Source organism: Neobacillus mesonae, assembly GCF_001636315.1.
GTDB lineage: Bacteria > Bacillota > Bacilli > Bacillales > Cytobacillaceae > Neobacillus > Neobacillus mesonae.
Window position 1 is genome coordinate 3309146 of the sequence record NZ_KV440949.1, and the last position, 21920, is coordinate 3331065.

Annotated in this window: 21 protein-coding genes; 16 read left to right on the plus strand and 5 right to left on the minus strand. The window is 41.1% G+C overall.

Annotation, left to right across the window (positions count from 1 at the left end; genetic code table 11):
• Positions 1–95 precede the first annotated feature (95 nt).
• Together A6749_RS15515 and A6749_RS15520 are read left to right on the plus strand one after the other, a co-directional pair.
• A complete protein-coding gene (locus A6749_RS15515; RefSeq protein WP_066400992.1) occupies positions 96–1175 on the plus strand; it encodes a DUF2157 domain-containing protein in 1080 nt (359 codons plus the stop codon).
• Positions 1168–1710, plus strand: a complete 543-nt coding sequence (locus A6749_RS15520) for a GDYXXLXY domain-containing protein (protein WP_066391308.1) — start codon at positions 1168–1170, stop codon at positions 1708–1710. The genes A6749_RS15515 and A6749_RS15520 overlap by 8 nt, the downstream gene beginning before the upstream one ends.
• An 86-nt stretch (positions 1711–1796) precedes the next feature.
• Here the strand turns inward: A6749_RS15520 and A6749_RS27710 are convergent, their stop codons facing one another.
• Both A6749_RS27710 and A6749_RS15525 read right to left on the minus strand, forming a co-directional pair.
• Positions 1797–1901 (minus strand): methionine/alanine import family NSS transporter small subunit, encoded by a 105-nt coding sequence (locus A6749_RS27710; RefSeq protein WP_084797852.1) that lies wholly within the window; start codon positions 1899–1901, stop codon positions 1797–1799.
• Position 1902: 1 nt separating this feature from the next.
• On the minus strand, positions 1903–3408 hold the full coding sequence (locus tag A6749_RS15525) for a sodium-dependent transporter (RefSeq protein WP_066391310.1): 1506 nt from the start codon (positions 3406–3408) through the stop codon (positions 1903–1905).
• Positions 3409–3862: 454 nt separating this feature from the next.
• Between A6749_RS15525 and A6749_RS15530 the strand changes: the two genes are divergently transcribed.
• Positions 3863–4453 carry a biotin transporter BioY gene (locus A6749_RS15530; protein ID WP_066391312.1) on the plus strand — a complete coding sequence of 197 codons (591 nt, stop codon included), beginning with the start codon at positions 3863–3865 and terminating at the stop codon, positions 4451–4453.
• Between the two features lie 104 nt (positions 4454–4557).
• Here A6749_RS15530 and A6749_RS15535 read toward each other — a convergent pair whose 3' ends face one another.
• Positions 4558–5805, minus strand: a complete 1248-nt coding sequence (locus A6749_RS15535) for a GGDEF domain-containing protein (RefSeq protein ID WP_066391314.1) — start codon at positions 5803–5805, stop codon at positions 4558–4560.
• A gap of 268 nt (positions 5806–6073) precedes the next feature.
• Here A6749_RS15535 and A6749_RS15540 point away from each other — a divergent pair, with 268 nt between their 5' ends.
• On the plus strand, positions 6074–7501 hold the full coding sequence (locus A6749_RS15540) for an alanine/glycine:cation symporter family protein (protein WP_066391315.1): 1428 nt from the start codon (positions 6074–6076) through the stop codon (positions 7499–7501).
• Positions 7502–7689: 188 nt separating this feature from the next.
• Positions 7690–8157 carry a nucleoside deaminase gene (locus A6749_RS15545; RefSeq protein WP_066391317.1) on the plus strand — a complete coding sequence of 156 codons (468 nt, stop codon included), beginning with the start codon at positions 7690–7692 and terminating at the stop codon, positions 8155–8157.
• A gap of 126 nt (positions 8158–8283) precedes the next feature.
• Here A6749_RS15545 and A6749_RS15550 read toward each other — a convergent pair whose 3' ends face one another.
• The gene (locus A6749_RS15550; RefSeq protein ID WP_153043029.1) at positions 8284–9120 is read right to left on the minus strand and encodes an aldo/keto reductase; all 837 of its coding nucleotides are present in this window, start codon (positions 9118–9120) and stop codon (positions 8284–8286) included.
• Positions 9121–9397: 277 nt separating this feature from the next.
• Here A6749_RS15550 and A6749_RS15555 point away from each other — a divergent pair, with 277 nt between their 5' ends.
• Genes A6749_RS15555 through A6749_RS15570 form a run of 4 tightly spaced genes read left to right on the plus strand, consistent with a single transcriptional unit; the run spans position 9398 to position 12132 of the window.
• The gene (locus tag A6749_RS15555) at positions 9398–9778 is read left to right on the plus strand and encodes a GntR family transcriptional regulator (RefSeq protein WP_066391319.1); all 381 of its coding nucleotides are present in this window, start codon (positions 9398–9400) and stop codon (positions 9776–9778) included.
• Positions 9775–10677, plus strand: a complete 903-nt coding sequence (locus tag A6749_RS15560) for an ABC transporter ATP-binding protein (protein WP_066391321.1) — start codon at positions 9775–9777, stop codon at positions 10675–10677. The genes A6749_RS15555 and A6749_RS15560 overlap by 4 nt, the downstream gene beginning before the upstream one ends.
• The gene (locus A6749_RS15565) at positions 10655–11407 is read left to right on the plus strand and encodes a hypothetical protein (RefSeq protein WP_127484977.1); all 753 of its coding nucleotides are present in this window, start codon (positions 10655–10657) and stop codon (positions 11405–11407) included. Before A6749_RS15560 ends, A6749_RS15565 begins: the two co-directional genes overlap by 23 nt.
• A complete protein-coding gene (locus A6749_RS15570; protein WP_066391328.1) occupies positions 11404–12132 on the plus strand; it encodes a hypothetical protein in 729 nt (242 codons plus the stop codon). The genes A6749_RS15565 and A6749_RS15570 overlap by 4 nt, the downstream gene beginning before the upstream one ends.
• A 159-nt stretch (positions 12133–12291) precedes the next feature.
• On the opposite strand, the gene A6749_RS15575 is transcribed toward A6749_RS15570, so the two are convergent.
• Positions 12292–13029, minus strand: a complete 738-nt coding sequence (locus A6749_RS15575; protein WP_066391330.1) for an IclR family transcriptional regulator — start codon at positions 13027–13029, stop codon at positions 12292–12294.
• A gap of 181 nt (positions 13030–13210) precedes the next feature.
• On the opposite strand from A6749_RS15575, the gene A6749_RS15580 reads away from it, so the two are divergent.
• From A6749_RS15580 to A6749_RS15610, 7 genes are all read left to right on the plus strand, one after another.
• Complete coding sequence (locus A6749_RS15580; RefSeq protein WP_066400994.1) at positions 13211–14065, plus strand: dimethylarginine dimethylaminohydrolase family protein; 855 nt, start codon at positions 13211–13213, stop codon at positions 14063–14065.
• 47 nt (positions 14066–14112) lie between these two features.
• Entirely contained in the window at positions 14113–14916 is an 804-nt protein-coding gene (locus A6749_RS15585) for a dimethylarginine dimethylaminohydrolase family protein (protein ID WP_066391331.1), read from the plus strand.
• 41 nt (positions 14917–14957) lie between these two features.
• Positions 14958–16601 (plus strand): M20/M25/M40 family metallo-hydrolase, encoded by a 1644-nt coding sequence (locus A6749_RS15590; RefSeq protein WP_066391332.1) that lies wholly within the window; start codon positions 14958–14960, stop codon positions 16599–16601.
• Between the two features lie 167 nt (positions 16602–16768).
• A complete protein-coding gene (locus tag A6749_RS15595) occupies positions 16769–18133 on the plus strand; it encodes an amino acid permease (RefSeq protein ID WP_180321162.1) in 1365 nt (454 codons plus the stop codon).
• A 208-nt stretch (positions 18134–18341) separates the two neighbouring features.
• Positions 18342–19724, plus strand: coding sequence for an L-cystine transporter (locus A6749_RS15600; RefSeq protein ID WP_066391345.1), 1383 nt, complete (start codon positions 18342–18344; stop codon positions 19722–19724).
• Between the two features lie 147 nt (positions 19725–19871).
• On the plus strand, positions 19872–20540 hold the full coding sequence (locus A6749_RS15605; RefSeq protein WP_066391347.1) for a hypothetical protein: 669 nt from the start codon (positions 19872–19874) through the stop codon (positions 20538–20540).
• A gap of 9 nt (positions 20541–20549) precedes the next feature.
• The gene (locus A6749_RS15610; protein ID WP_066391348.1) at positions 20550–21761 is read left to right on the plus strand and encodes an efflux RND transporter periplasmic adaptor subunit; all 1212 of its coding nucleotides are present in this window, start codon (positions 20550–20552) and stop codon (positions 21759–21761) included.
• The last annotated feature ends 159 nt before the right edge of the window (positions 21762–21920 follow it).

The window sequence follows — 21920 nt, forward strand, 5'->3', positions numbered from 1 at the left end:
AGCGCTTGATTTCCGTTTTTGTTATAATCAAGGTAGGATATTATTACCATTTTTATGTATTTAAAGAGCCGAACGAAAACGAAAGGGGTGGCATTATGATGCGGATTGTTCGAGAGAAGGAGCTGGAGTTTTTAAGGAACGAGCTTAATTACTTGGCGGAATCGGAAGTGATTACGGCCGAGAAGGCGGAAGAGATTCAATCGCTGTATGAAGCAAGAGAGAAGCCTTCTTTTACGCGGACGCTTTTGTATGTGGGATCCATTTTAATTGGTGCCGGGATCCTCAGTTTTATCGCCAGCAACTGGGCAGAGATCGCCAAGCCGGTTAAATTTCTACTAATTGTCGGCATCTTCATAGCATGCAATTTTGCCGGATTTAAGCTTGAACGCAATTACCAAAAGACGTCCAAAAGTTTTTATTACCTCGGTGTGCTTGTATTCGGGGCAGGAATTTTCTTGGTGGAGCAAATGTTTCACATTGGGGGCAGTACGCAGGATGCGTTTTTATGGTGGGGGATTGGGATTATGCCGTTAGCCTGGGTGCTGCGGGATAAGTGGATTTTGCTTGCCGCTGTGTTTTTTTTCCTTTTTCATCTCATGGATGCTCCGTATCTTCAAGGTAAAGTCATTCCTATTTGGATGATTCTTATCATCGCCGCAATATATTTTTTAAATGGAAAAATTGGTTTTTCAAAAGGAATTGCTCTTGTAAACGGGGTTCTTCAGTTAGCCTTTTTAGCCACAGTGATTAGCTTTTTTATCACTAGAATGAGGGCATTCGATGAGCCTTATATTTTTGGAATTATCTATTTAGCAATAGGTATCGCATTAGTCTTGAATAAGGGGAAAATTCATGATATTTACGTGTATTTAGGATATATCACACATGGGGGAGCGGCATTGCTATTGTCCTTCAAGGACTCGTGGCCGATGGAACTGCCATCGCTGTATATTCCTTTTTCGCTGGCGTATCTCCTGTTTCTCTTATTCTTGATCAAACGAGGAAGCCTGTTCAGCATCATTCTTTTATGTGTTATGATTTTCCGTTTTTATCTTGATCTATCCTTTGAGTTTTTACCGAAATCGTTCGTCTTTATTATCGGCGGCGTCCTTTTACTAGGCTTTGGGTTTTATTTTGAAAAACAAAGGCGGAAGGGAGAGGGCAAACATGTTTAATCGGCCGAAATTGTTGCTATTGGCTTGTGCAGTACCGGTGCTCATTCTTCTGGCAATGTGTTACAAGCCCCTTCTTACGTTGTCTTCTGGGCAGGAAATAACTTTGCAGACTAAGCCGGTGGACCCTTCGGATTTGTTCCGCGGTGATTACGTCATCCTTCGCTATGAAGCAGAGGAGATCCCGAAAGAATTGGTAGATCAAGATGTGATTAAGCAGATGGATCGAGGCTGGAACTGGGGACTGGAAGAGCTGGGAGTGTATGTTGTTTTGGAGAATAAGGATGGCATCGACCATCCCGTGAAAGTAACGCTGCAAAAACCGAAGAACGGAGTATACCTAAAGGGTAAGCTGGATTATATTGGGACAAATGGTGAAGGAGGCGAAGTAGCCTTCATCCAATACAGCCTCGACAAATACTACGTCGAAGACAACACAGGCACCAAATGGGAAGAAGCCTCCACCAAAGGCCAAATCCTCGCCAAAGCCAAAGTCAAAAACGGCTACGCCATACTAACCGATATCGAAATGGAATAAACGGTTTAAAGTTAAAAAATGTAAATGGGTGTCAGGCACCATGTGAATTTTTCACATGGTGCCTGACACCCAAACTAAACCTTTGCTTATGATTTTTTGGATACTCTTATAACATTGTATACGCTGGCTGCTAAGCCGCCCCAGATGATGACGATGCCGACGATCATCATGGTGATTGCACTTCCTGACATGCTAGGCAACCTCCTTTTTATCATTTGAGTTTATGTTTGATTTCCATCCTTTAAAGGATAGGATGACACCAATGACAACAACGGCGGAAACCACTGCAACGCCTGCAGTCATGATCAGTCCGGTTGGATAGCCCTCATAGTTTTTCTCTAAGTTCTGGCGGATACTATCGAACATCATATATCCGAGCACTAGAGGTGTAATTACAGCAAGGGAGAACTTCCACCATGCCCCGGTACGTAAGTCGGAAATGTCGTTCGCATGCTTCTGGAGACCAGTTAGTCCTTTAAAGAACCAAGCAATTAACACTACTTCTACTAATCCAGCAAGAGCCACACCGAAGTTATTAATAAAATAATCAACAATATCTAGTAAATACAACCCGCCGTTGGTAGCGTAAAGCAGTGAGATTACTGTGGCAGCAAACCCGCCGGTTAGCACTGCTTTTGTCCGCGAAACATTGAATTTCTCCTGAACCCCGGCAATAAACGTTTCAACAATTGAAATTAATGAAGTCATTCCGGCGAAAACCAGTGACAGGAAGAATAATACCCCAAATAAAGCGTTCATTCCCGGAAACTCATTAATAATACTTGGGAAAACAACGAACGCCAATCCAATTCCGCTTTTAACCACTTCATCAATAGGAACACCCTGCTGCTTGGCCATAAATCCAAGAGCCGCGAATACACCGATACCTGCAAGTAGTTCAAACCCAGAGTTGGCAAACCCGGTAATAAAAGCATTATTGTTAATATCCGATTTTTTCGGAAGATAGCTGGAGTATGTCAGCATGATCGCAAATCCAATGGATAATGAGAAGAAAATCTGTCCATAAGCCGCAACCCATACTTTTCCGTCAAGGATACTATCCCAGTTTGGTTTGAAGAAGGCATTTAAACCTTCCGCAGCACCATCAAGCGTTAGGGCCCGGATGACAATAATTAAAAACATAACAACCAATGTTGGAATAAAGATTTTATTTAGTTTTTCAATCCCTTTTGATACGCCTTTATAAAGGACAAATAACGCAACTGCCCAAACAAGTAACAGTGGAATTACGACCCCGGGAACTAAATTCCCAATCACTCCCGGTGTTTCCGATAATTTTAAAACATGGCCGAATAAAAACTTGTCTGGCGCTGAGCCCCATTGGGTTCCAAATGAATAAATCGTATATTTAACGGCCCATGCAATAATCACAGCATAATAAGTACAAATGACAAAGGAGATTAAGACCTGCCACCAGCCAAGCCATTCTGCTTTTTTACTCATTCGGAAGAATGATAGCGGGGCAGAACCGCGATATTTATGACCGATTGTAAATTCTAATATTAAAATTGGGATCCCTGCTGTTAATAGTGCAAATAAATATGGGAAGAAAAAGGCACCTCCGCCATTTTCATAGGCGACGGCCGGAAACCGCCATATATTCCCCAATCCTACTGCAGAACCCACGGCAGCCATGATAAAGCCGTATCTAGAGCCCCATTGTTGTCGATTTTCCATAAAATTGTCCTCCTATATTATATTTCCATATTTATTAAAATTCAGATAACTTTATTACTATCTTAATATATCAGCTTTTTTGGTAATGTCAAACTCTTTGGAATAATTTTTTAAATTACAATTTTTACTATTCAATAAGTTTCCATCCTTTCGCACTATGGTAAATGGTGATTTATAAATGGAAGCCCTTTCAAAAAAGCTGTTTTTAGTAGAGTCGTGCAACTACCGTTCGATATTTTCTAAGAATAGTAAAAATGTTGTTAAACAAGAGAGCGAGGACCCAACGTGTATGGATCAAATGATAAGAAATCGTACTTTATGTTCAATAGCGAAAATTCAACAAACATTTGGATGAAAAATATTGTCAACCTATTTTATAAATAGGTTGACAATAACCCACCTTCGGCATTATCTTAAAACTATGGAAATTATGGATGGAGTGGGAGAGTAGAATATGAAGTTTAGAGCGTTAGATATTACACTTATCGGAATGTTTGTTGCACTAATGGGGATTGGAGCCAACATTACGGCGATTGCTCCGTTTTTAACTGTTGGCGGAGTGCCAATCACATTGCAAACCTTTTTTGCGATTCTAGCCGGGTTAATTTTGGGGGGCAGATTGGGCGCGGTTGCGATGACAAGTTATATGTTGGTTGGTTTAATAGGGGTCCCTGTATTTGCAAAATTTGGGGCAGGTCCTTCAACAATACTCAGCCCGACATTTGGATTTATTGTTTCATATATTTTGATTGCTTATTTAATCGGCAAAATAGTAGAAAAGAAAAAGAGCTTGGGTGCTTTTATTACGGCAGCCCTAATTGGAATGATTATTAATTATCTTTTCGGAACCAACTGGATGTACTATGCCTATAAACTATGGTTTACAGCACCGGAAGGCTTTACTTACCAAATGGCCTGGCTATGGATGGTCCCACCGCTGCCAAAAGACATTGTACTATCCATCTTCGCAGCAATCATGGCACACAGACTTGAAAAAACCGTACTATCCAAAGGCCAATTCAAAAACCTGAAAAGAGCCTCCTAAATAGTGGGTTTTGGTGTCAGGCACCATGTGAATTTTTCACATGGTGCCTGACACCAACGATAACATTAATAACAACATCAAAAAGTGGTATAACCAATATACGGTTATACCACTTTTTTGTCTGATTGGGCTTTTTGGGCGGAGACTTTGTTTTTCCCAAGCTGTTTGGATTTGATGAGGAGCTCGTCTGCTTGGACGTAGCCCTTTTCCATGGAACTAAGCTCAGTTATTTTGTCGTAATAGAGCCCGAATGAGCCGGTGCAGCCAACTGTAATCTCTCCCCCGCCGTATTCTGCCAGCACGGAATTGTTTCTAATTTCATCACGCATCATCCTTACCAAATCCAGTGTCTCCTCGAAGTTTCGTTTTCGCAGGTAAATTGTAAATTCTTCCCCGCCGCTTCTAAACAAATAATCATCTTGAGAGAGAAACTTTTTTAATGTGGCGGCGAAATGCTGAATCACTTTATCTCCGACGGCATGGTTATAGCTGTCGTTTATTTGTTTGAAATAATCAATATCAGCAACCACAATGCCGATACGCTCTTCTCGTTTATTGAATTCGGCCATTATTTGATCCATATAGGTTCGGTTATACGCGCCTGTTAAAAAGTCGGTATAGGCCATCTGCTCGAACTTGTCCCGTTCAAGCTTATTTTGAATGCTTTGCTGTTTAGAATGAAACGATCTGCTGACAATATAGTTCAGGAGGAATAGAACAATTAATAATTCCCATTGCCCATTTTGTAAAAATAGGAATAAAAATCCATTAGATAATGCTGCTTTCCCATAATCCAGCAGACTGACACTTTTTAAAATAAAGTTACTTGCTTCTTTGAAGGATTTTAAATCGCCCATAATTTTAAAGACGATAACCATAAATGTTCTAGAAAGATAAGAGGACAGACAAGTTAATAGAAATAAAAGAATCCAAAATCCAAACGGAATTGATTGAAAACTATTATAAAAGTATTGAAACAAAAAGTAAGCGATAGAATTCGTAATAACAAAGACGCCAATATTATAAAAAGTATCGGTAAATTCCGTAGGGTCGGCTGTTTTAGTCCATTTTCGGTAAAAATAAACTGTAAAGCGATAAACCGCCTCAAAAATGAATAGCCCAAACGGTCCGGTAAACATGACAAACGACAAATCATAACTGATTCCATAATCAATGTTTGTGCTGCCATTTTTCGAGAAAATGCGCAGATGGTAATATAAAGCGGAAAATAGCCAGTACAATGACAGCGCCTTCAAAAAATCACTCTGACTTGTTAAAATACCGGCTGAACTAAAAGCAATCACCAAAGCTATCAAAAAAAGTGAAAGATCATAAACTTTTGCTTTTGGCATCACCGTTTTACCCCTCTCAAAGAACCTTCTAAAAAGACAAGAATGTCATCAAATTTTTCCGCTATCCTACCTCTATTTTACAAAATTTCAGGCTTAATCGTATAGCAAATTTAAAATTCATTTGTAAAAATCGTAAAAAATTGTCATTAGTGTGAATAGGTGAGAGTTAGCGGGATCACCCTATTTGGTAATTTCAAACATTGTTGTAAATTTGAAAATTTGTTACATTAGAAAAGTAATTTTTTAAAAAGAAAGAAGGGGAGAAACTATGGGAATCATTGAAAATATCATAAACGGAACCAATACGTTGCTATGGTCTTATGTGTTAATTATTTTACTAATTGGTTCTGGTTTGTACTTTACAATCAATACGAAGTTTGTACAATTCAGGATGGTCGGAGAGATGTTCCGTTTAATGGGAGAAGGGGCAACGGGTGATAAAAAGGGGATATCATCCTTCCAGGCGTTTTGTATCAGTACGGCTTCTCGCGTAGGGACAGGGAACCTTGCCGGTGTTGCCATTGCGATCACAACAGGGGGTCCGGGAGCGGTTTTCTGGATGTGGCTTATCGCCTTAATCGGCTCAGCATCAGCGTTTGTTGAGGCAACGCTGGCGCAAATTTACAAGGTAAAAGACGGCGATACTTTCCGCGGCGGTCCTGCTTATTATATGGAAAAAGCGTTGAATGCCCGCTGGATGGGGATAACATTTGCTGTGTTAATCTCATTAACATTCGGCTTGGCGTTCAACTCGGTTCAAGCGAATACGATTACAAGTTCATTAAATAATTCATTTGGCATCAGCAAAACAGTCATTGCTATTGTTTTAGCTGTTGTTACCGCCGTCATTATTTTTGGCGGACTGAAGCGAATTGCTAAAGTGGCAGAGTGGATGGTTCCGGTAATGGCTGGTGCTTATATTTTAATCGCTCTCTATATTGTGGTAACGAACCTTACGGAAATTCCGCAGGTTTTCAAGTTGATTTTTGAAAGTGCGTTCGGATTTAGAGAAGCTGCCAGTGGTGCTTTTGCTGCAGCAATGATGAACGGAATTAAACGTGGTTTGTTCTCCAACGAGGCTGGTATGGGTAGTGCGCCAAATGCGGCCGCAACAGCAAGTGTCAGCCACCCGGTAAAACAAGGGTTAATCCAATCACTTGGCGTATTTGTTGACACATTGGTTATTTGTAGTGCTACTGCTTTTATCGTTCTATTATCAGGAATGTATACTTCAAAGGAAGCTAACGGAATCGTTTTAACGCAAAATGCTCTTGAAGGATCACTAGGGTCATGGGCCGGTATTTTCCTTGCATTTATAGTCTTCTTATTCGCCTTTAGTTCTGTAGTCGGAAACTATTACTACGGCGAATCCAATATTGAATTTATTAAAAATAACAAGGCCGTATTGACGATTTATCGTATTGCGGTTGTCGGCATGGTCGCTTTTGGTTCACTAGCAGATCTAAGTTTTGTTTGGAACCTGGCTGACTTATTCATGGGACTGATGGCGATTATTAACCTCATTGCCATTTTATTATTAGGCAAAATTGCCTTCAAAGCATTGGCCGACTACACCAAACAAAAAGCAAACGGTCAAAACCCAGTCTTCTACACATCCAACATCAAAGGACTAAAAAACGTAGAAGCATGGGAAGAAGCACCCTCACAAGCGAACAACAGCAGTAAACTAGGTTAACGATATTTAAATTTGATGATAAATTTGGTGTCAGGCACCACTCATGGACAAATCCTGCATTTGTCCACGTCAGGAGGACAGTTGTCTTTCTGTGGTGCCTGACACCATTTTTTTATCCGTCTTTTTTCTTATGTTAGGTAATAAATTGGTAATAAGTAGAAGTGTTTTATTAGGATAGGGGTGGCGCTATGAAGGAGTTAATGTTTATGAAGATTGCTGTTGATGTGGCGCTTGAGAATGTGCTTACGAACGGTGGTGGGCCGTTTGGGGCTGTTGTTGTGCGAAACGGGCAAATCATTAGTGTCGGCCGCAATCAGGTAACAACAATAAATGACCCGACGGCCCACGCGGAAGTTCAGGCGATTCGGGCAGCATGCCATTATATGAACGACTTCCAACTGACCGAATGTGAGCTATATACAAGCTGCGAGCCTTGCCCAATGTGCTTGGGAGCCATCTTTTGGGCTAGACTCCAAAAGGTGTACTATGCCTGCACCAAGGAAGATGCCGCCAAAATAGGCTTCGACGACCAATTCATCTACAGCCAATTAGATCTGCCCCCGGACAAAAGAAACATCCCCATGTTCCGAATTCTTCCAGACAACACCTACCTCCCATTCAACGCATGGATTCAGAAGCCGCACAAAAATTATTAATAATGGTGTCAGGCACCACTCGTGGACATTTGTCCACCGTGGAAGGACAGTGCTCAAAAACAAAACAAGCACGACCCGTTTGCTAAATATGGTTGTGCCTGTTTGTCTGTGTGGCCGCCGCTCTTCCTAGATAGTTGGGTAGACTTTGTCTGGGTCTGGCCCAGTCCGGTGGTCTTTATTTAATGCATCAATTTTCGCCATTTCTGCGGCGGAAAGCTCGAAATCGTAAATATCGGCATTTTCTTCAATTCGGCTTGGCGTGCTCGATTTCGGGATGAAAATGGAGCCATGCTGCAAGTGCCAGCGGAGAACAATTTGCGCCGGAGTTTTTTGATAAAACCTTGCCAATTCCTCCAGTACCGCTTCTTTTAAAACCTTTCCTCTTGCAAGGGGCCCCCAAGCTTCAACGGCGATCTTCTGCTCTTTTAAATATTCTCTTAATGGAAACTGTGTCATGTATGGGTGAATCTCAATTTGATTCACCATCGGCATCACATTGGCCTTCGTTTTTAATTTTTCCAAATGGTGCATTTGATAATTACAAACACCAATTGCCAGTACCATTTTTTCCTCATACAATCGCTCAAAAGCACGCCAGGTTTCAAAAAAATGCTTTTCACTTGGCCAGTGGACAAGCAGCAGGTCCAGATGACTAAGCTGCAGGTCAGCCAGCGATTCCTCAAACGTAAACAGCGATTGATCATATCCTTGGTGGCCGTTATTTATTTTTGTAGTTATAAACAAGTCCTTTCGTGAAATTGGGCAATTGTATAAAATCTCTCCAAGCATGGCTTCGTTTTGGTACATCTGCGCCGTATCAAAAGAGCGATATCCCACCTCCAGCGCTTTATGGACAGCTGTTTCCAATTCAGCATGATCTGTAAGTTTATACACCCCAAAGCCATGCTGCGGCATAGTGACACCATTATGTAAAGTAATCTGGTCCGCAAAAGTGCTCTTCAAACTCGCTCCTCCTTAAAAAAGTTTCTTGCCATTAAGTATAGCGATAGTAAAGATCTAATGAAAGTGATTTAGCTGCAGGATTCCATATGGGAAAGTAATCAAACGTACGATTAAAAAGATCTCATGCCTTGATAAAAAGGGATTTAATAAAAATAAAAATACTACTCAAACGTTTGTTTAAATAAAAATTTTCAAACACCTATTGCATTTATTTTCCATATATTATATAGTACATTACATCAGTAATGCACTATACCAGAGAGAAAGGAGACACGAAATGGCTCTTAATCTGGACGGAACGAAGCCTATTTATATACAGATTTCGGAATGGCTGGAGAATGAGATTCTCGATGGGAATTTCGAAAGTGATCAGAAGATTTATTCTCAATATCAGCTGGCGGAAATTTTTAATATCAACCCGGCAACTGCGGCAAAGGGGCTGAACATTTTGGCGGAGGAACAAATTCTTTATAAAAAGCGCGGGCTCGGCATGTTCGTAGCCAATAATGCAAAGGACATGATTTTAAGCAAGCGGAAAAATCAAACCTTAAAACGACTGGTTCAGGAAATCGTCATGGAAGCACAGCGATTGAATGTAAGTAAGCAGGAGCTGATTGAAATGATCAACACAATAAATTTGGGGGAGGAAAGGGAATGACCATTATTGAGTGCAGCGGTGTGACAAAGGTTTTTGGGAGCGCAAAGGCGCTAAACAACTTCTCGTGCGAAATCAAAGAAAACACCATTACCGGTTTGATTGGCCGCAATGGAGCAGGAAAAACCACCTTATTAAAAATCATCGCGGGGTACCATGAGCAAACGTCCGGTGAAATAAAAGTCTTTTCCGAAGAACCATTTAATAATCTAACCGTTTCAGCAAACACCATTTTTGTTCATGACCAACTGAACCTTCCTACAGCTTTAACACTTCAAGAAATACTAGATGTAATGGGGAATTTTTATAAAAATTGGGACCGTGAACTTGGCCAGCGGCTGTTTGATTATTTTTCCTTTCACCCATTGCAGTATCATAACGGGCTTTCAAAAGGGATGAAAAGTACCTTCAATATGATATTGGGGCTGGCCGCCCGAACACCGTTAACTATTTTTGACGAGCCGACAACTGGCATGGATGCTGCGGTCAGGAAAGATTTTTACCGTGCCTTGCTTAAAGACTATATTGCCTATCCACGGACGATTATTCTTTCAAGTCATCACTTAGATGAAATTGAGGATTTACTTGAAGATATATTGGTTGTCAAGCAGGGACGGGAGCTTCTTCATATGCCGATGGCGGATTTGCGGGAATATGCTATAGGATTCGAGGGGAAGGCCGCATTGATGAAGGAATGGATGAAGGATCGGGAAATTATTTTTTCAAAAACTGGTGCATTCGATCAAATCTATGCGGTGGTTAGCAATGATTTTACCGAAACGGAGCTGCAGCAGGTAAAGTTAGCTGGCATCAATATATTGCCAGTGAGTTCTAGTGATCTCTGCGTCTATTTAACTAGCAAAATGAAGGGCGGGATTGATGATGTCTTTAACAAAGGTTAGTTTGCGGGAAATTATAAAGCAGCAATATGCATACAAACTTAAGGCATATAGTCAGGTGTTTATGTCACTTGTGATTATACAGGTTTTCGCCATTTTGTTTTCGCAAGGCGGGTCCGCTATGATGGGGAGCAGCGGCGGATTGATTGATTTGGAACTGCGCTACTATTCATCAGATGTAGTCATCGCGTTCACACTGCTTTGGGGATTTATCACGGCCATTTTAATTACGACAAAGGCGTATCGAAATGACGATTTTATATTTGTTACGAATCGTTTAACCAGTAATCTATCAAATATGCTGTTTCTTTTGACGGCAAGTGTGATTGGCGCAATAACTGCGCTGATGTCCTCCTTTATAGTGAAAATCATCATTGTTTTGTTTAAAAGTGAAGTTTTTATAAACGGTACGGCGTCTGCGGCCGGTGGGTTTGATTTGATTATTGGTTTCTTTGCTACGCTCCTCTATATCTTCCTTGTTTCTGCGTTAGGATATTTCGTGGGAACGCTGATCCAATTGAGTCGGGTGTTCGCATTTGTGCTGCCGGTACTGTTTGTTGGCGGATTAATTCTTGACGGGATGATAGGGCAGGCAGGAATTGTTGCGGGGATGTTTACATTTTTCTTTTTGGAAGAGGTATTTATTTTCTTTATCGTGAAGTCCTTAATAACTGCCGGTCTGTTATTTACTGGGGCGTTTATCTTATCTAACAGAATGGAGGTAAAATCGTGACGCTGATCTTGCCTATTCTTATCCTGCTATTAATATTAGGAAGTTTTGTTGGTTTGACCTCTAGAATGGGGAAAAAGGTTCACAGAAGGGGGAACATTTCTTATAGCTCTCGAGTACGGTTGATTTTCAGCGGGTACTTAGCCGTTCTCATCATTTGTATGGTAATAAGCATTGTGCTGCCGATTAAAGGGATGACTACTTTGCAAAAGGTCAACAGCGATGAGCTGGTTCAGGAGGGCACGAGCTTTCATGATGCAGCAAAGGCTGGAGATACTGCCAAGTTTGAAAGTAAATATTTATCAAAAGAATGGAAATTTGATTTTCAAGGGCGGCAGCTTAAAATGACGTCATACGGTGATAATTTTTATAATATTACAGTTATCGTTGAAAGAAAGGATCAAAAAGACGGCGTAATCGAGGCTAGCTTCTATAAGACTGGGGCCGATCTGAATGGATTAGATATATCAAAGTTCGTCCACCCGCCACAACTGAGATTAATGGATGGAGAACTGATCATTTCAAATTCACCCAAAAACAAGTTGAAATTTGCCCAATTTGAAAATCCATTTCCATCAAAACAATTCACAGGAGGTAGCGTCTTTGGACACAAATCCAATTCCAGCGAAGGCACAAGCATCCTCTATATGAAAATCCCCAAAAACCTTACATTAAATGAAACCGACAACATTAACTTGGAATACGTCGGTGAGGGGATAGGGGATTAGTGGTGTGCCTTTTAGTGGTCATTCGAGTGGTGCCTGACACCACTCGTGGACATTTGTACGCCTGGGGTGGACACTCGCTCGGCAAAGGAACCTAAAAAAGAAGTTAACCGCATGCATGATAAGGCGAGCTAACTTCTTTTTTTAAGTAACAGTAAAATCCTAGATTTTGCTGCCGAGCTTGTTGGAAATCCGCAAGCCGTATTCGATTACCTTTTCGATTAAGTAGTTTTGTCTGTCTTCTGTGATATTGAAGTTGACATAGCCGATGCTGATGGCGCCAAGCAGTTCATTGGCGTGATTGAAAATAGGGGCAGCGACGGACGAGGTTCCTAGCGTTTTTTCGCCGTGGCTTGCTCCGTACCCTTGGCGTCTGATCCTGCTCAATAATTGTAAAAATGAATCCTTTTCCTCAGCTTGGACTAAGGAGTTAACCATTTTAATAGTTTCAGAGGAAGGTATATTCGCGAGCATTACTTTATTGGCCGCCCCAATATGCAAAGGAATGCGAATCCCCAGCTGGTCATAGATGCGAATAGGATTGTTGAGACAGTCAATTCTCTCGACTACCATTGATTCTAAGCCTATTGGCTTGCTGAAATACACACTTTCCTCCACCTCATACATTAATTTCTCCATTTCAGGACGGATCAGTCCGACAAAATCAAAAGTATCATACATTTGCAGACCATACTCCAGCCAGGTGTTACCCATGGAATATAACTTCAAATCGGGGTCCTGCTGGATTAGTCCGTGTTCCTTCATAGATTGCAAAAGACGATGAAGTGTACTCACAGGTAAATCACATTCCTTAGACAATTCAGTAATGGAAATCCATTTTTTTGTATCATTTTTCGCCAAAACCTTGATTACTTGCATGGCACGATCTATTGTTTGCATCTCCTATTCCTTCCATTTCCTTTAGACTCTTATAATTGGTAGAAAAAAACATTATTCAGTCAATTCAAAAAATATTGACATGTAAGCACTGTCACTATAATATCATATTATAAATTTTCCTGTCAGGGGAAAAGTATTCCACTATGCGGAAAATAGGAGGTTGTTTTAGTTGCTGACATCTATGTATAAAAAGCTAAACACTGTAATAGTAAAACATCCAAAAGATGCCTTTATCAGCCAAGATCATCTAAGGAGTGAGTGGAAAAAATTTAACTATATCAACGAGCCGGATTATATGAAGGCCGAGCAAGAATATGAACAGTTTCTTTCCATTATAAGGGAGCATGTCGGCCAGATTGAATTTTTACCGGTTTCGGAAAAGGTGGGGCTTGATTCGCTTTACGCCCATGACCCTGTTAAATTTACAAAAAAAGGCGCCATTATTTTAAAATCAGGGAAAAAATTACGTCAGCCTGAGGCCGAAATTTATAAGGAATTTTTACAAGAAAAAAATATTCCGATAATAGGAGAATTAACCGGAGATGCTGTGGCCGATGGGGGAGACCTTGTTTGGCTGGATGATCGTACATTGTTAGTAGGCCGCGGTTATCGAACAAACGATGAGGCGATCCGCCAAATCAAGGAGATGACAAAGGACTTAGTTGATGAATGTATTGTTGTTCAATTGCCGCATGACCAAGGGGAAGCAGAATGTCTGCACCTTATGTCTTTTATAAGCATCGTCGATGAGGATCTTGCTGTCGTCCATTCACGTCTTATGCCAGTATTTCTTAGACAAATGCTTCTTGCGCGCGGCTTTCAATTAATTGAGGTACCGGATGATGAGTATCATCGGCTCGGCTGCAATGTGCTGGCCTTGGAACCGCGCGTTTGTGTCATCGTTTCCGGAAATCCGCAAACCAAACAGGGACTGCTGGATGCAGGGGCGACCGTCTATGAATATGAAGGAAATGAAATTTCTTATTTGGGGACGGGCGGACCGACATGCCTGACATGCCCGGTAGAACGAATTTAAACAAAACAAAACGGGATAATCCCGATAAATTTGAGGAGGAAAAAATCATGTTAAAAGAATCTGCTGTAAAATCCGCTCAAGGAACAAAAATGTTTCAGAACACAATTGTAAAAAGACCAGGAGCAACCTATGTTAATGGCTTAACAACATCGGATCTTGGAACACCTATTTTAGAAAAAACATTAGAGCAGCACGATGCCTATATTGAAGCACTTAAAACATGTGGTACAGAAGTGACAGTTCTTCCAAGCAATGATCAATTTCCGGATTCTACCTTCGTTGAGGATACAGCTGTTTTAACACCCGAGTTTGCTGTAATTTCAAACCCTGGTGCGGAAACAAGAAATGGCGAGATCCACGAAATGGAACCGGCAATCAAATCTTTTTACGATAAAATCTACTATATTAAAGCACCTGGCACACTTGACGGCGGAGATATTTTACAAATCGAAGATCATTTTTACATCGGTATCTCTGCTCGTACGAACCAGGAAGGCGCTGAGCAGCTTCAACAAATTTTAGAATCTGAAAACTATAAAGCAACAATCGTTCCGCTGCAAAAATTCTTCCACCTGAAAACAGGAATCGCTTATCTGGGTAATCAAACGATTGTCGTTGCCGGAGAATTTGTTGACCATCCAGATTTTAATTCTTATCAAAAAATTGTGGTGCCGCCGGAAGAGGAATATGCAGCAAACTGTATTCGCGTAAATGACTATGTCATTATTCCATCAGGCTATCCGCAAACAAAGCAAAAACTAAATGAGGCTGGCTACCAAACAATTGAACTGGATACATCAGAGTTTCGCAAACTTGATGGCGGCTTAAGCTGTTTGTCGCTGCGTTTTTAAAAAGGTCCAACAAAATCAGATATGTGAGGATGCGATTAGTTATGACACAGCTAAGGTGGGGATCCCCTGAAGCATTGCGCAGGTTATTATGCGAAGTAGTAAGCTGGAAAAGTATGACCCTTACAGACGGAGAGCGTGAGTTTTCTTCTAAAGTGGCAGGGAAGCTCAAGGAATTGGCATATTTTCAAGAGCATCCTGATCACTTGGGTCTTCATGATGCCGATTTAGGCCGCCAGTTTGTAACCGCTTTATATAAACACTCTGAGGCTAAGGAAACCATTGTGCTAATCAGCCATTTTGATACGGTGAATACAGAAGAATATGGCGATCTTCAGGAATATGCGTACCTGCCAGAGGAATTGACCAAGCTGCTTCATTCTAGAGTGGATGAACTGCCGGAAGAAGCCAGGCAGGATCTTCTCTCCGGGGAGTACCTATTTGGCCGGGGCACGATGGATATGAAAATGGGACTGGTTATGCATATGGGATTGATTGAAAAAGCAACGGTCGAACACTGGCCAATAAATCTCATCCTTTTGACGGTTCCGGACGAGGAAGTAAATTCTTCCGGCATGCGGGCAGCTGTTCCGAAGCTATTAGAATTGAAGGAACAACATCAGCTGGAGTTTAAGCTATTTCTAAACGGCGAACCGGTATTTACGCAGGCACCGGGCGATCGGAACTATTATGTGTATTCAGGTTCAATTGGGAAAATCATGCCTTCCGCCCTTTTTTACGGAAAAGAGACGCATGTGGGTGAACCGCTTAGCGGCATAACAGCACCTTATATCGCTTCATTTTTAACACAGCGGATGGAATGGAATTTAACCCTGCAGGAAACGGAGATGGGAGAGGAAACGCCGCTTCCGGTGACACTGCAGCAAAAGGACCTCCGACTAGAGTACTCCGTGCAAACGCCGTACCGTTCATCAGCTTTGTACAATGTGTTTTTAATGAAACGGAATGCGGAAGAAATCATGGATATATTCGAAAAGGTAGCACTGAATGCAGCTCACGCATGCAACGAGGCTTATCAGGAAATTTGCAAGGAGCGGAATGCATCTCCCGTTGGCGAAGTGCGGGTACTGCGGTATGAAGAGCTAGAAAAGTATGCAGTACGGAAATTTGGGGCAGATTTTGTTGCCGGAGTCAAAGCTACGGTTCAGAAAAGGGCGAATTGGGATGACCGAGAGAAATCGATTCGCATTGCTGATACGCTGATTATTGAGTGTCAGGAACTGGCACCGGCCATCGTCCTGATGTATGCGCCGCCTTATTATCCGGCTGTCAATTCTTCTAATAATGAGCTGGTTGTGGAATGTATCGAGTACGTGAAGCAGCAGGGCTTTGAAAAGTTCAGTCTGCCTGTTAACCAAGTGCACTATTTTAATGGAATCAGTGACCTCAGCTATGTAAATTACCAGGATGCTGGCGAAGGATGGACGGTATTCAAAGAAAACACACCGGTCTGGGGCAGCAGCTACAGCATCCCATTCGATGAAATGACCCAGCTCCAAGCACCGGTACTCAACGTAGGCCCGTTCGGTAAAGACGCTCACAAACGAACCGAACGCCTCCACATCAAAAACGCCTTCGAAGAAGTACCAGCCCTCGTCGAAGGGATGGTCAAAATGCTGGCAAAAAAGAACCGTAACGGTGTCAGCCACCACTCATGGACAAATTAGTCATTGTGTCCACGTCAGGTGGACAGTTCGTGCGAATTCCAGTTGGGGGGCAGCTACACGGTGATTAGTGTGGGTGCCTCGCAGCGTGGTACCTGACACCAAAAATATTAAGGGATGTGATTAAGTTGGTCGAACAAGAGGGTCAGAAGAATCAATTAAATCGGTCGATGAAACGGCGTCATTTGTTTATGCTTTCCTTAGGGGGAGTAATTGGAACTGGATTGTTTTTAAATGCGGGCTACACAATTAATCAGGCAGGGGCAGGCGGGGCATTAATCGGTTATTTATTTGGCGGGCTGATTTTGTACCTTGTTATGGTTTGCTTAGGAGAGCTTGCAGTGTACATGCCTGTTACTGGATCATTCCAGACTTACGCTAGCAAATTCATAAGTCCTTCGGCTGGTTTTTCGCTGGGCTGGATGTATTTTATAGGATCAGCTGCAACAGCAGGAGTAGAATTTACGGCTGCAGGAATTTTGATGCAACGCTGGTTTCCGGATATCTCCGTTTGGATTTGGTGTGCTATTTTTATTCTTCTATTGTTTCTGCTAAATGCGTTAACAACTAGGGGCTTTGCTGAGGCGGAATATTGGTTTTCCGGGATTAAAGTATTGGCTGTTATCTTCTTTATTATTATTGGTTTCGGGGCCATCTTTGGCATCATTCCATTGGCTGACAGGCCGGCGCCGTTTATGGAACATTTAGCTCCTAAAGGACTTTTTCCTGCCGGAATTGCTATTGTATTTGTGACAATGATGAATGTTATCTTTTCCTATCAGGGATCAGAACTAATCGGGATTGCGGCTGGTGAAAGCGAGGATCCTCAAAAGAATATCCCACGTGCCATTCGAAATGTGCTTTTTAGAATCATCATTTTTTATATTGCTTCTATTATTATATTGTCCGCCATTTTCCCAACAAAAGAACTTGGGTTATTAGAAAGCCCATTTGTGACCTTGATGGACATGGCAGGAATTCCATTTGCACCTGACATTATGAACTTTGTTATCCTAACCGCAATTTTATCTGTAGGAAACTCTTGTATTTATGCTTCGACCCGTTTGCTTTGGGCGATGGCTCATGATGGAATGGCGCCAAAAGTTTTTGGAAAACTCTCAAAACGGAAGGTGCCGTTTACTGCTCTTGTATTCACCATGATTTTTTCACTCTTATCGTTACTTACAAGCGTTGTTGCTGCTGATACTGTATTCGTGTTGTTAATGTCAATCGCGGGTATTTCCGTCACCATCTCTTGGATGGGAATAGCCCTTTCCCAATTCATGTTCCGACGTAAATATATCCAAGCCGGAGGAAAGGTAGAGGACCTAAAGTACAAAGTACCATTCTATCCTCTTATTCCACTGATTTGTATCATATTCTGTGTCTCGATTCTAGTATTCCTAGCCTTTGACCCAACCCAGCTCACAGGACTGCTCATCGGACTAGGATTCTTGCTTACTACCTATATCTTCTATTACTTCAAAAATAGAAAATCAGATAAAGCTAGTACAAATAATGAAATTGGTGCCTGACACCACTCGTGGACATTTGTACGCCTGGGGTAGACACTAGGGCGTGTCCATATGCCTTTGCTATGCCGGATAACCGTGATGGTTGTCCGGTTCTTTAGTGGTTTAAATGTTTGATGGATTAAAATATTTATAAACTCATAATTCCTACTTGATTTATTGGAATTGATGTATTAAAATCATTTCATAAATATAGAGGGGAAGGAATATCATGAATTCCATTTTTATTATCATAAATATAGCCGTGTTGCTTTTGTTAATGGCTGGTCTGTTTTTCATGCAAAAGAAACACGTTTCTTTTTCAAAGCGAGTATTTACCGCGTTAGGTTTAGGTCTTGTCTTTGGTTTTGTCCTGCATCTGATTTACGGTACAACATCTGAGATTACAGCGGGTACCATTGATTGGTTTAACATTGTCGGGAACGGCTATGTGAAACTATTACAAATGGTTGTTATGCCGTTAGTATTCATTTCTATTGTTGGTGCTTTTACAAAATTAAAGCTGACCAAAAATATCGGAAAAATTAGTTTCCTAGTTATTGGTATCCTGCTTGGAACAACAGCAATCTCAGCAGCGATCGGTATCGGTTCTGCTTTAGGCTTTGGCCTTGACGGCATTCACCTTACCGCTGGCGATGCTGAAAACGCCCGTAATGCTTTGCTTGAAGAAAAAGTAACTGGCGTTAAAGATATGACGATTCCACAGCAAATTCTTGAATTATTGCCAAGCAATCCGTTTCAAGATTTAACCGGAGCCCGTCCAACTTCAACGATTGCAGTAGTAATTTTTGCAGCATTTATTGGGATGGCTTATCTTGGGGTGAAACGTAAGGACCCTGAGCATGCAGACTTTTTTGCAAAAATAATCGACACCTTGTACTCCATCATCATGCGTGTTGTTACCTTGATTCTTCGTTTAACTCCATACGGGATTTTAGCGATTATCACAAGGGTTACAGCAACAAGTGATTATGAGGCGATCCTCAAGTTAGGAAAGTTTGTCGTTGCATCTTATGTAGCCTTGATTCTTATGTTTATTGTCCATTTACTGCTGTTAACATTTGCAAAACTAAGCCCTGTAAACTACGTGAAAAAGGCGCTTCCAACGCTGACATTTGCCTTTACTTCACGTACTAGCGCAGGTACATTACCATTAAATATTAAAACGCAGACAAAGGATTTTGGGGTATCTGAAGGGATTGCGAACTTCGCTGCCTCCTTTGGACTTTCAATCGGCCAAAATGGATGTGCGGGGATTTACCCAGCGATGTTAGCCGTAATGGTGGCACCGGCTGCAGGTATTAATCCTACAAGCCCATCATTCATTGTATCTCTTATTCTAGTTGTCGCAATCAGTTCATTCGGTGTCGCAGGTGTCGGCGGCGGTGCAACATTTGCAGCCCTGATCGTCTTATCCGTGATGAACCTGCCAATCGCAATTGTCGGACTGCTCATTTCCGTTGAGCCGCTTATCGATATGGGCCGTACAGCCCTCAACGTCAGCGGAAGCATGACAGCCGGAGTCCTAACAGGCAAAGTCACAGGCGAACTCGAAAAAGACGTATACCAACGACCAAATGTAGTAGAAGCTTAAAGATATCATTGGGTGTCAGGCACCATGTGAATTTTTCACATGGTGCCTGACACCTTTTTCTAAATTTTTGAAGTTAATTGTTTTATAGTTTGGAATTATATTATAAAATTAGTGGTAGACTTTGATAATTTTGACAGGAGGGTTACGATGCACCAGGTTCGGTTAATAGAGGGGACATTTCAGCCGTCTGCACATTTTATAGGGCTTAAGGAAACAGAGCAGGTAAAAGGGATATCTTTGAAGATAGCTGTTATCATCGGTTCAAGCATGTTGGTTTCCGCAGTGGGTGCTTATTTAGGTGCCGGAACAGAAGAAATCATGAAATTAATGGATACGGTTGGTAGAGAGAAGCTGGAATTTGCCAAATTAATTTTTGGAATCGGAGAAGTTTTGTCAGGCCTACTTTCACCGTTATTTATCATGTTTTTTTTCGCTCTCTTTTTCTGGCCATTTTTTAGCCAAATGAATTTCGGTAAAATCTTATCCATTCAACTATTCCCGGCTTTCTTATATACAGTTGAAAAATTGCTAAATGTTCCACTTTTTCTCCTGCTTGGAATTAGTAAAGAATCGTCTCCATTTGGGTTGGGAGTTCTTACGCAGCTTATTACCAATCAAACCTATCTGGTGAATCTTTTCAGTCAGATAACAATTTTTCAAATATGGTCTGCATGCTTACAGGTTATAGCTTTTCGGAAAATGTCAGATAAACCAATGAGTTTAATCGTTCTGATCGTTATTTTTACACACATTATTTACATGTTGCTCGTTACCACCTCTATTACTTTGATACAGGACCTAGTAATTTCACTATAGGAGTATATGATGAAAAAGCCAGCGTTTATATGTTCAATAATCACAAGTCTAGCTCTAGTTATATCAAGTGTAATCATTATCGTGAAAACAGATTACATAAAGCGTTCCAAAGCAATGCCGGTATATATGGTAACTGAATTAGGGGATTTAAGAGAAACACTGCCGACTAAGGGCGTTGTCATTCCGGCGGGCCATTATTCTATTCATTATGATAGAACACTTGGGTCGGTAAAAGAAGTTAAAGTAGAAGAAGGAGCCGCTGTATCAAGCGGTGATGCCCTTATTGAGTATAATACTACCCACATTGACAATGAAATTTCGTCACTCGAACAGCAGCTTGGCAGGTTATCAAGTCTGTCCAGTAAGCTGGAAAGCGATATTGCGGATTTAGAACAAGAACAATTAGACCAGTCTGTCGATTTAGATGACCAAACTATTGCTCAAAATGACAAAATCATTAACAGCCAAATAAGTGATAAAGAGTATCAGGTTCAAGATATAGAAATGCAGAGTGACCAGATCAATGAAAAGATTAAACAGCTTAAGTCAGATAAAGAAAATTATGTGATTAAAAGCAAGATGGATGGAATCGTGACTAAGGTCAATTCATTTTCACAAAGTGAGAAGGATCCAATTGTCTCAATTGAATCAAATCAGCCTTTTCTAATCGAAGGGAAACTATCCGAAAATGAAATCATAAAAGTACAAGAGGGGCAAAAAGCTATCGTATCCGCAGCGGTTTTACCGAAACAAAAAAATGAGGGAACTGTCAAAGAGCTGAAAATGACCCCCATTGGAAAGCCATCTGTTGAAGAAAAGGAAAGTTTTTATCCATTTATATTAGAAATGGCTAAAGCAGTAGACAATTGGCATCACGGTTACCATGTAAATGTTGATATTGTTCTTAAAGAACGAAATGGGGTTGTCGTCGTCCCTGACAAAGTCATTCAGAAAAAAGACGCTAAATCCTATGCATATGTCCTTCAAAATGGAATGTTGGAAAAAAGAAAAATCCAACTAGGAATGGAAATAAATCACCGACAGGAAGTGGTAGAAGGATTAAAAGAAGGCGAGAGAATTATTAGCAAACCTTCTGAAGAATTGCGGGATAAAATGGGCATCACCATGCCGATTAACGAGCTTTATCTAAAAAAACAAACAATGAAGACATTTACAAATGAGCAAACCATTCGTTTGGTGTTAAAAGGGTTATTTAACTAAAATCATTATAAGATATAATAAATAAAATCCTCGGTTGAATCAGTGAATCCGGGGATTTTTTGTTTTTTAAGAGAAACTATATTTTCTGTTTGGTCATTTTATTGTAAAATAAATAGGAACAAATGTTCCTATCGGGGTTGTGTCTTGTGCCCTTTGATC